This window comes from Streptomyces sp. NPDC059897, from assembly GCF_042730865.1.
Classification (GTDB): Bacteria; Actinomycetota; Actinomycetes; order Streptomycetales; family Streptomycetaceae; genus Streptomyces.
Map to the genome: position 1 here is coordinate 183,449 of NZ_JBHWKQ010000006.1, position 12,053 is coordinate 195,501.

The 12,053-nt window shown below is 70.5% G+C and carries 13 protein-coding genes; 5 read left to right on the top strand and 8 right to left on the bottom strand.

Going from position 1 to position 12,053, the window contains the following annotated elements; translation table 11 throughout:
• Positions 1 to 16 precede the first annotated feature (16 nt).
• Positions 17 to 649, top strand: coding sequence for a class I SAM-dependent methyltransferase (locus ACFV9W_RS09770; protein ID WP_385757338.1), 633 nt, complete (start codon positions 17 to 19; stop codon positions 647 to 649).
• Here the strand turns inward: ACFV9W_RS09770 and ACFV9W_RS09775 are convergent.
• The gene (locus tag ACFV9W_RS09775) at positions 609 to 1,367 is read right to left on the bottom strand and encodes a MerR family transcriptional regulator (protein WP_385757339.1); all 759 of its coding nucleotides are present in this window, start codon (positions 1,365 to 1,367) and stop codon (positions 609 to 611) included. The genes ACFV9W_RS09770 and ACFV9W_RS09775 overlap by 41 nt on opposite strands.
• A 76-nt stretch (positions 1,368 to 1,443) precedes the next feature.
• On the opposite strand from ACFV9W_RS09775, the gene ACFV9W_RS09780 reads away from it, so the two are divergent.
• The gene (locus ACFV9W_RS09780) at positions 1,444 to 1,896 is read left to right on the top strand and encodes a DUF6194 family protein (RefSeq protein WP_385757535.1); all 453 of its coding nucleotides are present in this window, start codon (positions 1,444 to 1,446) and stop codon (positions 1,894 to 1,896) included.
• Here the strand turns inward: ACFV9W_RS09780 and ACFV9W_RS09785 are convergent, their stop codons facing one another.
• Positions 1,897 to 2,262 carry an iron chaperone gene (locus tag ACFV9W_RS09785; RefSeq protein ID WP_385757340.1) on the bottom strand — a complete coding sequence of 122 codons (366 nt, stop codon included), beginning with the start codon at positions 2,260 to 2,262 and terminating at the stop codon, positions 1,897 to 1,899. It abuts the gene before it with no gap.
• A 39-nt stretch (positions 2,263 to 2,301) separates the two neighbouring features.
• Positions 2,302 to 3,231 (bottom strand): DMT family transporter, encoded by a 930-nt coding sequence (locus ACFV9W_RS09790; protein WP_385757342.1) that lies wholly within the window; start codon positions 3,229 to 3,231, stop codon positions 2,302 to 2,304.
• Between the two features lie 84 nt (positions 3,232 to 3,315).
• Between ACFV9W_RS09790 and ACFV9W_RS09795 the strand changes: the two genes are divergently transcribed.
• Positions 3,316 to 4,224 carry a LysR substrate-binding domain-containing protein gene (locus ACFV9W_RS09795; protein WP_385757343.1) on the top strand — a complete coding sequence of 303 codons (909 nt, stop codon included), beginning with the start codon at positions 3,316 to 3,318 and terminating at the stop codon, positions 4,222 to 4,224.
• Here the strand turns inward: ACFV9W_RS09795 and ACFV9W_RS09800 are convergent.
• The 5 genes from ACFV9W_RS09800 to ACFV9W_RS09820 all read right to left on the bottom strand — a co-directional run bounded on the left by ACFV9W_RS09800 (position 4,218) and on the right by ACFV9W_RS09820 (position 9,370).
• Positions 4,218 to 4,823, bottom strand: a complete 606-nt coding sequence (locus tag ACFV9W_RS09800) for a dihydrofolate reductase family protein (RefSeq protein WP_385757345.1) — start codon at positions 4,821 to 4,823, stop codon at positions 4,218 to 4,220. The genes ACFV9W_RS09795 and ACFV9W_RS09800 overlap by 7 nt on opposite strands.
• A gap of 95 nt (positions 4,824 to 4,918) precedes the next feature.
• Entirely contained in the window at positions 4,919 to 6,061 is a 1,143-nt protein-coding gene (locus ACFV9W_RS09805) for an acyl-CoA dehydrogenase family protein (RefSeq protein ID WP_385757346.1), read from the bottom strand.
• Between the two features lie 43 nt (positions 6,062 to 6,104).
• Positions 6,105 to 6,731, bottom strand: coding sequence for a TetR/AcrR family transcriptional regulator (locus tag ACFV9W_RS09810; protein WP_385757348.1), 627 nt, complete (start codon positions 6,729 to 6,731; stop codon positions 6,105 to 6,107).
• A 6-nt stretch (positions 6,732 to 6,737) separates the two neighbouring features.
• On the bottom strand, positions 6,738 to 8,585 hold the full coding sequence (locus ACFV9W_RS09815) for an AMP-dependent synthetase/ligase (RefSeq protein WP_385757349.1): 1,848 nt from the start codon (positions 8,583 to 8,585) through the stop codon (positions 6,738 to 6,740).
• A 140-nt stretch (positions 8,586 to 8,725) separates the two neighbouring features.
• Positions 8,726 to 9,370, bottom strand: a complete 645-nt coding sequence (locus ACFV9W_RS09820) for a TetR/AcrR family transcriptional regulator (RefSeq protein ID WP_385757350.1) — start codon at positions 9,368 to 9,370, stop codon at positions 8,726 to 8,728.
• A gap of 171 nt (positions 9,371 to 9,541) precedes the next feature.
• Between ACFV9W_RS09820 and ACFV9W_RS09825 the strand changes: the two genes are divergently transcribed.
• Positions 9,542 to 10,777 (top strand): oxygenase MpaB family protein, encoded by a 1,236-nt coding sequence (locus tag ACFV9W_RS09825; RefSeq protein WP_385757352.1) that lies wholly within the window; start codon positions 9,542 to 9,544, stop codon positions 10,775 to 10,777.
• Positions 10,778 to 10,793: 16 nt separating this feature from the next.
• A complete protein-coding gene (locus tag ACFV9W_RS09830; RefSeq protein ID WP_385757353.1) occupies positions 10,794 to 12,053 on the top strand; it encodes an oxygenase MpaB family protein in 1,260 nt (419 codons plus the stop codon).

Below are 12,053 nucleotides of genomic sequence, written 5' to 3' on the forward strand. Positions count from 1 at the left end.
CGAAGGGGAGGACGCCGTGACCGATCGCGATCAGGACCTGCGCACCCAGAAGATCTGGGCCCGCGACGCGCCCCACTACGACGGCTGGATGCGCCGCTTCGACCGCCACATGCTGCGCGGCGGCCGCGCCCGGCTGTGCGCGCGGGCCGAGGGCCGGGTTCTGGAGGTCGCGGTCGGCACCGGCCTGAACCTGCCGCACTATCCCAAGGGCACCGACCTGACCGGGGTCGACCTCTCCCCGGACATGCTGGCCCGCGCCCGGGTGCGGGCGGCCGATCTGGGCGTCGACGCCACGCTCAGCGAGGCGTCCGCGACCCGGCTCCCGTTCCCCGACGACTCCTTCGACTCGGTCGTCTGCGCGCTGGCCCTGTGCTGCATCCCCGACGACCGCGGGGCCGTCGCCGAGATGCGGCGCGTCCTCGCGCCCGGTGGCTCGCTCCTCCTGCTCGACCACGTCATCAGCCACAAATTCGCCGTCCGCACGCTCCAGCGGGCCCTTGAGCCGTTGACGCTGAAACTCGCGGACGACCATCAACTGCGCCGCCCGCTGCACCTCGTACGAGAAGCGGGATTCGACGTCGTCGAGCGCGAGCGCTACAGCCTCGGCGTCATCGAACGGCTCGTCGCGGTCCAGCCTTCGCCGCACTGAAGGAGTCGAGGACGGCGGCGAGGTCCGTGCCCGCGCGCAGGAGTGCCACGGAGCGCGCGGCGATCCGGTCGAGCCGCTCTTCGAGGATGCGGCGGACCCGCTCCGGTCCGCCGTGCTCCCGCATCGCGCCCAGCGAGCCGATGATGTCCCGCACCGCCGGGATGCCGTACCCGCTGCCGCGCAGCGCCGCGACGATCCTGGCCGCGCCGATCGCGGCCGGGCCGTAGCGCCGCGCCCGCTGTGATGTCACTCGCTCGGGCGCGACGAGGCCCTCCCGCTCCCAGAACCGCAGCGTCGAGGCGCGGACGCCGAGCGCGGCGGCGAGCTCGGTGATGGTCATGGTGTCGGCGCCCTCGACCGTTCCGTGGTCGGTCGGCTCGGACTCGATCGCCCACAGGGCCTGCTGCGCGCGCAGCACCTCGTCGCGTTCACGCGCCAGCGAGACATGCACGGCGCCGACCGAGGCCGCCGCCTCCTCGACCGTCCGCGTCCACAGTCCCGCCATCAGCTGCCTGGCGGCGACGGGCCCCATGGCCCCGGCGAGCCCCCGATAGGCGCGCAGCGCCCGCACATGGACGGGTGCGTACGCCCGATAACCATTGGCCGACCGGACGGCCGCCGGGACGACCCCGAGCCGCTCCAGATCGCGCACCTGCTGCACGGAGTACCCCGACTCCCTGGCGACATCGACGGTCCTCAACGCGCTCTCGACGGCCATCGATCCCCTCTCAACCCCTCTCAACCCCACACAAGCACTTCAAGTAGATGCTTGAACCATGACCAGCGACACGAGTATGGAACACCTCATCAAGACCGTGCGCGGCTTCGACGGCGCGCTCGTCCTCGCTCCGGAGCCCGGTGGGGACTTCCCCGAGATCGCGTGGGGCGACGCGTTCTTCTACTACGCGCCGGACGGCCAGGTCCCGCAGGCCACACAGCCGTACGGCACGATCGTCACCAAGAACTACCCCGGCGACGAGCTGTCCGACCTGGACGCCCCCGACCGTCTGCGCGTGAACATCCAGGTGGACCGGGCCGCGTTTCCGGCACTCACTGGAGACTCCGCGCCCGACTCTGCGCCCGATTACGCGGCCGTCGACACCGTGCTGCCGCACCCGGTGTATGGCGCTCAGAGCTGGATCTGCGTCGTCAATCCCGGCGAGCGGACGTCCGAGTCGGTCCTGCGGCTGCTGCGCACCGCGCACGACGCCGCACGGTCCCGCTACGAGCGCCGGCGCCAGGCGTGATCAGCAGACCGTGCCCGGCCGGGCGGCCGTCGACCGCAGCAGCTCCCGTACGAGGTCGAAGTCGACGGCGGCCGCCTTCCGGAACCGCAGGCAACCCTTGCCCATGTCCTGCCCGGCGAGCCGCTCGGCGTGGGCCTCGCGCACGTCGCCGCGCATCAGATAGAAGGAGATGTACTGCTTCTGGCTCGCGAAGGCGATCTCGGCGACACCGTCCCGCTCGTAGGCGGGCATGCCGTACGCCATGACCTCGGTGAAGCCGGTCAGCTCGGAGCGGCACAGCCGCCGCAGCTCGGTGAGCGCGGCCCTGCGTTCGTCGGGCAGTTCGGCGAGGTAGTCGTCCACGTTCGCGGCGGAGCTTTGCACCATGGCGTGATCGTACGGTGCCGGGTGCACGGCCGGGGGGGCTCAGGCCTCCACCGACGCCGGCGCGGGAGCCGTGGAGCCCGTGCCGGCCGGGGACGGTGCCGCTGGGCGTCCGCCCGTGCGGGTGGCGCCGATGCCCGCGGCGACCACGAAGGCGATGCCGACCGCCGGTGCCAGTCCGGGGTTCTGGCCGAGGACGGCGAGGCCGACCAGCATCGCGATGGCGGGTTCGAGGCTCATCAGGGTGCCGAAGGCCGATGTGGTCAGGCGGCGCAGCGCGAGGAACTCGAGGGCGAAGGGCAGGACGGGGCTCAGAGCGGCCAGGGCGAGCATGATCCACAGGCTCGTCCAGGTGACGTTCGCGGAGACGGCGGGCGCCGCGATCAGCATGCCGAGCACCCCGGCCACGGGCATGGACACCGCGAGCCCCTTCAGACCGGTGACACTGTCGCCGACGCGCTGGGTGAGCAGGATGTACGCGGCCCAGCAGCCAGCCGCCGCCAGCGCGTACACCGCACCGAGTGCGTCGAGGCCGCCGTGCCAGGGCTCGGTCAGCAGGACGACGCCGATCGCGGCCGCCGCGGTCCATGTCCGGCGGCCGTGGCCAGGACCGAACAGGGAGACGGCCAGCGGGCCCAGGAACTCCAGCGCGCTCGCCGTGCCCAGGGGCAGACGGTCGAGCGCCAGCATGAAGAACACCATCATCCCCGCCGTCGCGGCGCCCAGGACCGTGCAGGCCAGCAGGTCCGCCCGCGCGAAGTCACGGCGGCGGGGCCGGATGAGGACGAGCAGGAGCAGGCCCGCCCAGCCGAGCCGGAGGCCCGCCGTGCCCAGCGCGCTGAGCTGGCCGAAGAGGGGGACGGTCAGGGCCGAGCCGAGCTGGACGGTGGACATGGAGGCGACGGCCATCGCGAAACCGGCTTGCGCGCCGCTGGGGCGGGAGGAGCGGTGTGGGGCCTTGGGCGAACTCATGGGCGACATTCAATGCCCCATGCATCGTTCGTGTCCACGTGCCGATCATGGACGTTCCGTTCGATGATCCTGGACAATGGGGGAATGGAGACACGGCGGCTGCGGCTCTTGGTGGAACTGTCCCGGCTGGGGTCGATGCGCGCGGTCGCGGACACGGTGGGCACGACGACCTCGACGGTGTCGCAGCAACTCGCCGTCCTGGCAAAGGAGATGGGGGTCGAACTCATCGAGCCGGAAGGGCGGCGGGTGCGGCTCACGCCGGCCGGGCGGCGGCTGGCCGAGCACGCCGCCGTGATCCTCGCGGCCGTCGAGACCGCGCGCCTCGACCTCGCTCCGGGGGCCGAGCCGAACGGGACGCTGCGGGTGGCCGGGTTCGCCACCGCCATCCGCGTCCACCTGCTGCCGCTGGTCACCGAGCTGGCGGCGAGCCACCCCCGGCTGCACATCCTCGTCCGCGAGCACGAACCCGCCGAGGCCCTGGAACTGCTCGCCGCGGACGGGACCGATCTCGCGCTCACCTACGACTACAACCTGGCCCCCGCCGACCCGGACCCCGCACTGCACACCACCGCCCTGTGGACCGCGCCGTGGGGCCTCGGTGTGCCCGCCGACGCCGAGGTGCCGGAAGGGGCGGACACCCTCGGCGTCTTCGACGTGTTCCGCGCGCAGGACTGGATCGTCAACTCCCGCGGCACCTCCGACGCGACCGTCATCCACACCCTGGCCGCCATGGCCGGGTTCACGCCCCGCGTGACCCACCAGGCCGACAGCCTCGACCTCGTCCAGGGCATGATCACCGCCGGGCTCGGCGTCGGACTGCTGCCCATCGGCACCCCCACGTTCCCCGGGGTCCGGCTGCTGCCGCTCACCGGACCCGAAGTGCTGCTGCGCGCCCACGTCGTCGCGCGCCACGGCCGCCTGGGCTGGCCGCCGATCGCCCTGGTCACCGAGCTCCTCGCGGGCCGGACCGCGAACCGGCCCGCCGTTCAGTAGCTGTCGTAGGCGGGCTCGCCGTTCGGCCGGTAGACACCGACGACGGTGCCGCCCTTCGTCGTCGAGACGCTGACCGGTTCGAGCGCCGTGGGAATCGCCCCGTCGGCGAACAGCCGCTTGCCGGTGCCGATGATCACCGGGTGGACGGTCAGCCGGTACTCGTCCACGAGGTGGTTGCGCATCAGGGTCTGCGCGAGGTCGCCGCTGCCGACGACATTGATCTCGCCGCCGCCGGACGCCCGCAGCTCGCGCACGGCATCGACGACATCGCCCTCCAGCAGTGTGGAGTTCTGCCACTCGACGGACGTCAGGGTCCGGGACGCCACGTACTTGCGCATGCTGTTCATCCGCGCGGTGAACGGATTCCCGGGATCGGCGGTCGGCCAGTACGACGCGAAGAGCTGGTACGTCTTACGGCCGAGCAGCATCGCCTCCGCGTGCTCGTACCAGCCGGCGATGGCGGCACCGACCTCCTCGTCGTCCGTCGGCTTCTGCCAGCCACCGTGCTCGAACCCGTCCTCCATGTCCTCGTCCGAGGCCCCCGGCGCCTGCATCACGCCGTCCAGCGTCAGGAACGTACAGACAATGATCTTGCTCATGGCGTGCTCCCTTCGTCGACGGGTAGACCGGCAGACCGCCGGAAACTCATCGACGGGGCCGTAAAGGAGCACGCCGCGCGGCCCGCCCGAAGGTCCTACAGCCCGTACGTCTTGCCGATGATGTCCCGCTGGATCTCGCTCGTCCCGCCGTACACCGTCGACACCACCGTCGCGCGCAGCAGGGCCTCCATGCCGTACTCGGTGGCGTAGCCGTAGCCACCCATCATCTGCATGCCCTCCAGGGTGATGTGCTTCGCCAGCTCCGTGCACTTGAGCTTCGCCATCGAGGCCTCGCGGGGGAACACCTTGCCCGGCTCCGCGTCGATCGTCGCGGCGGTGTCGTCCAGGAGGAGCTGCGCGCACTCCAGTTCCGTCGCCATGTCGGCGATGCGGTGCTTGAGCGCCTGGAAGGAGCCGATGGGGCGGCCGAACTGCTCGCGCTGGCGGACGTACGCCAGGGTGTCGTCGAAGGCCCGGCGCGCCACGCCCAGCATCATCGCGGCGAGGATCATCCGCTCCAGGTTCAGGCCCGCCATCAACTGCGTCCAGGCCTTGCCCGGTGTGCCGACCACCGCCGAGTCCGGGACGAAACAGTCGGTGAAGTAGAGGTCGTTGACCTCCTTGCCGCCCATCGTGTCGATGCCGCGGATGGTCAGCCCCTCGGCGTCCGTCGGCACCATGAATTGGGTCAGGCCCTCGTGCTTCGCCGAACCCGGTTCCGTACGGGCGATGAGCAGGATGTGGTCGGCGAAGTGGGCGTTGGAACACCACGTCTTCTGGCCGTTGACCAGATAGCCGCCCGCGGTGCGCTCCGCGCGGCAGGTCAGCGCGCCCACATCGGAACCGGCCCCCGGCTCGGACATCGAGACGGACTCGACACGCCCGTTCACCACGCCTTCGAGGACGGTCCGCTTCTGCTCCTCGGTGCCGAACTTCTCGTACGCCGCCGCCGTGATGATCGTCGTCCCGAAACCGCTGATGGGGGCGCGGCCGTAGGAGGTCTCCTGGAGAAAGAGGGAGAGGTCCACCATGCCGAGGCCGGCGCCGCCGTACTGCTCGGGGACGGCGATGCCGAGCCAGCCGAGCTTCGCCATCTTCTCGTACAGCTGCTGGTTGTGGTGCTCCACGCCGTTGGACGTCAGCTTGTCGCGCTGTTCCTTCGTGCCGCACTCGCGACCGCAGAAGTCCGCGATGGCCTTGATCAGATCGCGGCGCTCGTCGGACAGGACTCGGGGCATGGGTGTCTCCTGAGTAAGAGGAAAGGTGTGCATGTGGCGCGGCTCAGCCGTTGCGTACCGCGGGGAAGACCGTGTGCAGCAGGTGGACGACCGAGCGGGTGAGCATCACATGCAGGTCGTCGCGGGTGAGGGTGCCGCGTGCCAGCCACTCGTGGGACGCGGACTTGAGCATGGCGCTGTGGGCGCGGATCATCGCGCGGAGCTTCTCCCGGCCCGCGTCCTCGTCGACGTCCGTCATCATGGCGGCCTCGAGGATCCGGTCGGTGGCGATCTCGTCGGCCTCCAGCATGATCCGGTCGACCTCCGGGTCGCCGAGGGACTCCATGCCGATGGCCGCGAGCCACATGTCCCGGTTCCGCTCGACGACCTCGAGCCAGCGGTCCACGCAGACGGCCAGCCGCTCCTCGGCCGTGGTCGGCGGCAGTCGCTGTGACACGGAGGCGGGGATGACCATCATCTGCCGCACCACTTCCAGGTACAGCTGCCGCTTGTCGCCGAAGTAGTGGTTGACGAGGGCCCGGGCCACGCCGGCCTCCGCCGCGATGTCGGAGATCGACACCGAGGCGTAGCCGCCGGATCCGAACCTTCGGCGGGCCACGGCGAGGATCTCGGCGCGGCGCGCGTCCGGTTCCATCCGGCGCCGCCGGGTGGCCTGGGCCTTGCCTCCCATGGGCGGCTACTCCTTGTCCTTGTCCACTGGTTCGTCCGACTCGTACATCGACTCGATCGTCGCCGCGTGCAGGTCGTCGATGGCGCGGCGGCGCAGGCTGAGCTTGGGTGTCAGCTCGCCGGTCTCCGTCGTCCAGGGGCCTGCGACGACCCGGTAGCGCTTGACCTGTTCCACCCGCGAGAGGACCGCGTTGGCCTCCTCGACCGCGGTGTCCATCGCGGCCAACACCTCGGGCTGCGTGGCGAGTTCGTCGAGCGCGAATGTCGCGAGGCCACGGGCTTGCGCCCATTGCGGGGCTGCCTCCTCGTCGAGGACGAGCAGCGCCGTGACGTAGCGGCGCCGGTCGCCGATCGCGACGGCCTGGCCGATCAGTGGGTGGGCGCGCAGCAGGGACTCGATCTTCGTCGGGGCGATGTTCTTGCCGCCGGCGGTGATGATGAGTTCCTTCTTGCGGTCCGTGACGGTGACGATGCCCCGGGAGTCGACCGTGCCGACGTCACCGGTCGGCAGCCAGCCCTCGGCGTCCGCGCCGGAGTCGATGGTGCCGTCCGCCTGGAGGTACCCGGCGAAGACCACGGGGCCGCGGACGAAGAGCTCGCCGTCCTTGGCCTCCCTGACCTCGATGCCAGGGCCCGGACGGCCGACCGAGCCGAGGGCGAACACCTCGGGCGTGCTGACCGTGGCCGCGCCCGTCGTCTCGCTCAGGCCCCACACCTCGTACACCGGAAGGCCCACGCTCGCCAGGAACTCCAGGACGGCCGTGGGGATCGGCGCGGCGCCGCTGAACGCCCGCAGACAGTCGTCGAAGCCGATCGCGGCGCGCAGCGGGCGCAGCGCCAGCTCGTCCAACTTCTGCATCTGCTCGGCCAGTTCAGGCGGTACGCCCTTGTCGGCGGAGCGCAGCCGGAAGACCTCCAGGGCCGTCTTCTGGGCCTGCGCCAGGGCCGTCGCCTGCTCCTCGGGGAGCGCCGCGAGCTGGGCGCGCAGGCCGGTGGTGAGCTTCTCCCACACCCGCGGCACACCGAAGAAGCCGTGCGGGCGGACCTTCTGCAGCGCGGGCAGCAGCTGGTCGGGGGAGGGGCAGATGGTGACATGGCCGCCGCTGCAGATCGGCATGTAGATCCCGAGGACCCGCTCCGCGATGTGCGCCATCGGCAGGTACGCGACCGAGCGCGGATGCTCGGGCAGCGGCACCAACTGCTCCTGCATCACGGACTCGTGGATGACGTTGCGGTGCGAGAGCACCACGCCCTTGGGGTCGCCCGTGGTGCCCGAGGTGTAGACGAGGGCCAGCGGCTGGTCCGTGGTGGCGGCGTCGGTGAGCGTCTCGAAGGCGGCGTCGTCGGGCGGCAGCGCGCCCCGCACGGCCGCGTAGCTGACGAACCGGGGGTCGTCGGCGGGCGCCGCCGACCAGTCGAGGACGACGACGGCCCGCAGCCGGGGGAGGTCGTCGAGGACGGGCGTCCAGCGCCGCACCTGCTCCTCGCCCTCCAGGACAAGGACGGTGGCGGCGCTGTGCCGGGCGATGACACCGATCTGCTCGGTGCTCAGGGTGTCGTACGTGCTGCAGGGCAGCGCGCCGATGTGGGCGGCGGCCAGGTCGGTGACCCAGTGCTCGGCCCGCTTCGACATCGCGATGAGCAGACGGTCGCCCCGGTCCAGGCCGAGTTGGGCGAGGCCGCGGGTGAGCGCGGCGGTCTCGGCGCGCAGTTGGTTCCAGGTGAGGGTGCCCGCGTCCGGCCCGATGCCGGTGGTGAGGGCGGGGCGGTCCCCGAACTCCTGGGCGTTGCGGCGCAATAGTTTGGTGATCGTCAGCCCGTCGATGGACTGGCGCAGCGGCTCTGTTGGCGTCACGGCGGCTCCCGGAAACGTACGACGTGGAACGTGCGGGGGTGGGGCGGACTGTCAGTGAGCGGTGCCCACCGTGGACCGTTATTGGCGCCGTGTCAATAAGTCGCGTCGTCGTATCCGGGGACCAGGTTCGGCGAACGTGTCTACGCCGGCGGCCCCAGCATCGGCACCAGGAACTGCCGTGCCACGCCCCGCATTTGCTCGTCGTCGTCCAGGTCGATGACATGGCTCGGCACGACCAGGAACGATGTGCAGACCCGCACCATCATCTCGGCCACCACGTCCACGTCGACCTCCGCCGCGACCTGCCCCGCCCGCTGCTCCTCGCGCAGCCGCGCCGCCACGAACTGCTGCACCACGTGCTGCGTGCGGCCCCCGTCGGTGGTCATCGACGGCACCACGGAGTCCGGCTCGACCGCCATCAGGCCGCCGATGAGCCGGTTGTGGCGGATGGCGCGCAGGGAGCTCACGAAGCCCACGACGACCCGGTCGGCGACCGTGTCCGCGCCCCGGATCTCGCTCGCGAACCGCTCGAAGTAGCGCCGGAACTCACGCCGCACGACGTGCTCGACCAGCGCCTCCTTCGTGTCGAACCGGCGGTAGACGGTGATCCGGGAGACGCCCGCGAGCCGCGCCACGTCGGCCATCGTGGAGCGCTTGATGCCCATGCGGCAGAACTGCTCGTAGGCGGCGTCCAGTAGACGCACCGTCACCTCGTCCGTGTTTCCGGTGGTGTCGGTCCCCACGACGGATTCGCTGAAGGCCAGCTCGAGCACGTTCGGTTCCACAGGTGCCTCCCTGATTGCGTCCAGCCTCTGGCGTTCATGCCACGTCTGTGCTCCCCTGTGGTACTGATACAGAGATGCTCAACGTGTTTCATCGTACCAAAGCAACTGCTGCACCAGCAGGGCTTGTTGACGGTCGAGAGAGTCACGGAACTCAAGGAGGAGTTCGGGGCAATGGATGGCTTGAGCAGGCGGAACATGTTGCTCGCGGGCGGTGCCCTCGGCGCCCTGGGAGTGCTGGGCGCGGCGTCACCGGCGAGCGCCCGGTCCCTGTGGACGTGGTCACCGGGCGACTCGGTCGCCGGGACCGGCGCGGGCGTCGACCCCGAGTGGGTCTGGGACGACGAGGTGGACCGGCTCATCGCCTCGGTCATCGACCGCGGCGACGTACCGAAGGTGAACGAGCAGCTGCGCACCTGGACCCGCAACGACCAGGCGGCGCCGCCCGGACTCCCCAAGGACGTAAGGGAGTTCATCGACAAGGCGCGCCAACTGCCCTCCTGGGCCGACCGGGAGAAGCTGGAGGTGGCGGCCGACTTCAACAAGACGCGCGGCTTCTACCTCAATGTGCTCAACGGGGTCGGCGGCGGCATGCTCAGCACCGCCATACCCCGCGAAGCGCGCGCCGTGTACTACTCCAAGGGCGGCGCCGACATGGAGGACCGCGTCGCCAAGACGAGCATCCTCGGCTTCTCCGTCGGCGACCTCAACGCGTACCGCCCCGACGGCGACTGCGTCGTGCAGGCCGTCAAGACGCGGATGGTGCATGCGGCGGTCCGGCACCTGCTGCCCAGGTCACCGGCGTGGTCGCAGGTCAGCGGTGGGCAGAGGATCCCGATCAGCCAGGCCGACATCCTCGTCACCTGGCACAGCCTCGCCACGTACGCGATGCGCAAGCTGCTGGAGTGGAAGGTGCCCATCAGCTCCGCCGAGTCCGAGGCCTATCTGCACCTGTGGCAGGTCACCGTGCACATGCTCGGAGTCCAGGACCAGTACATCCCCAAGACCTGGGACGCCGCCAACGCCCAGTCCAGGCAGGTCCTCGACCCGATCCTCGCTTCCACCAAGGAAGGCGTCGAGCTCACCGACATCCTGCTCGGGCAGCTCGCGGAGCAGACCAGCCCCGGCGGGATCGACCGGCCGCTGTGCAACGCGCTGGCCCGCTACCTCGTCGGTGACCGGGTCGCCGACATGGACCGCATCCCCGAGGAACCGTTCTGGGAGAAGACGATCGCGGCGGTCTGGCCGAAGCTCGTCGCCTTCCGCGAGGGACTGCTCCCGCTGCCCCTGGTGCCGCCGCTCGCCTGGACGGTCGACGAGGCGGCACGCCAGTACATCCTCGCCTTCCTCACCAAGGGCAAGGGCACCGCCATCGAGATCCCCGACACCAACCGGCCCGCGGGCCGTTGAGGAGACGAGACCAGCGATGAGCGGACACGAAGGACGCGAAGGACACGAAGGGCAGCACGGGTTCAGCAGGCGCAGCATGCTGCTCGGCGGCGGAGCGTTAGGCGCCTTCGGCGCCATCGGCCTCGCGTCACCGGCGAGCGCCCGGTCCCTGTGGACCTGGTCACCGAAGACCTCCGTCGCCGGCGCGGGCGCGGGCGTCGACCCCGAGTGGGTGTGGGACGAGCAGGCCGACCCGGTGATCGCCAAAGTCATCGAGCGCGGCGAGGTCGCCAAGGTCAACGACCTCCTCGCGCAGTGGAAGCGCAACGACCAGCCGCTGCCCGCCGGACTCCCGGCGGATTTGCGGGAGTTCATGGAGGACGCCCGCAAACTGCCCTCTTGGGCGGACCGGGCCCAGCTCGACCGCGGCTCCAAGTTCAGCAAGACCAAGGGCATTTACGTCGGCGCCCTGTACGGCCTCGGCAGCGGCCTCATGAGCACCGCCATCCCCCGCGAGGCACGCGCCGTGTACTACTCCAAGGGCGGTGCGGACATGAAGGACCGCATCGCCAAGACCGCCAGACTCGGCTACGACATCGGGGACCTGGACGCCTACAAGCCCGAGGGCTCGATGGTCGTGACCGCCGTCAAGACCCGCATGGTGCACGCGGCGGTGCGGCATCTGCTGCCGCAGTCCCCGGCGTGGTCACAGGTCAGCGGTGGGCAGAAGATCCCGATCAGCCAGGCCGACATCCTCGTCACCTGGCACAGCCTCGCCACCTTCGTCATGCGCAAGCTGAAGGACTGGGGCGTACGGGTCAACTCCGCCGAGGCGGACGCGTATCTGCACGTGTGGCAGGTCAGCGCGGCGATGCTCGGCGTCCAGGCGGAGTACATCCCGAAGACCTGGGACGCGGCCAACGCCCAGTCGAAGCAGGTCCTCGACCCGATCCTCGCGCACACCAAGGAGGGCGAGGAACTGACCGAGGTGCTCCTCGGCATCGTGGCGGAACTGGACTTGGGTCTTACCCGACCCCTGATCAGCGCGTTCTCCCGGTATACGCTGGGTGGCCGGGTCGGCGACATGATCGGCCTGTCCAAGGAGCCGATCCTGGAGCCGCTCGTCGCCGGTGCCTGGCCACTGCTCGTGGCCTTCCGCGAAGGGCTCATCCCCATACCGGGGGTGCCGGCGGTCATGTGGACATTGGAAGAGGCGATCCGTCGGTTCGTGCTCCTGTTCCTGGCCGAGGGGCAGCCGATCGCCATCAACCTTCCGGACATGAACCGGCCGGAGTGA

Bases quoted from the DNA above. Each gene is read 5' to 3' on its own strand.
- ACFV9W_RS09795 (WP_385757343.1), top strand. From the start codon at position 3,316: ATGGAGACACGGCGGCTGCGGCTCTTGGTGGAACTGTCCCGGCTGGGG.
- ACFV9W_RS09775 (WP_385757339.1), bottom strand. From the start codon at position 1,367: ATGGCCGTCGAGAGCGCGTTGAGGACCGTCGATGTCGCCAGGGAGTCG.
- ACFV9W_RS09805 (WP_385757346.1), bottom strand. From the start codon at position 6,061: ATGCCCCGAGTCCTGTCCGACGAGCGCCGCGATCTGATCAAGGCCATC.
- ACFV9W_RS09790 (WP_385757342.1), bottom strand. From the start codon at position 3,231: ATGAGTTCGCCCAAGGCCCCACACCGCTCCTCCCGCCCCAGCGGCGCG.
- ACFV9W_RS09785 (WP_385757340.1), bottom strand. From the start codon at position 2,262: ATGGTGCAAAGCTCCGCCGCGAACGTGGACGACTACCTCGCCGAACTG.
- ACFV9W_RS09825 (WP_385757352.1), top strand. From the start codon at position 9,542: ATGGATGGCTTGAGCAGGCGGAACATGTTGCTCGCGGGCGGTGCCCTC.
- ACFV9W_RS09830 (WP_385757353.1), top strand. From the start codon at position 10,794: ATGAGCGGACACGAAGGACGCGAAGGACACGAAGGGCAGCACGGGTTC.
- ACFV9W_RS09800 (WP_385757345.1), bottom strand. From the start codon at position 4,823: ATGAGCAAGATCATTGTCTGTACGTTCCTGACGCTGGACGGCGTGATG.
- ACFV9W_RS09780 (WP_385757535.1), top strand. From the start codon at position 1,444: ATGGAACACCTCATCAAGACCGTGCGCGGCTTCGACGGCGCGCTCGTC.
- ACFV9W_RS09810 (WP_385757348.1), bottom strand. From the start codon at position 6,731: ATGGGAGGCAAGGCCCAGGCCACCCGGCGGCGCCGGATGGAACCGGAC.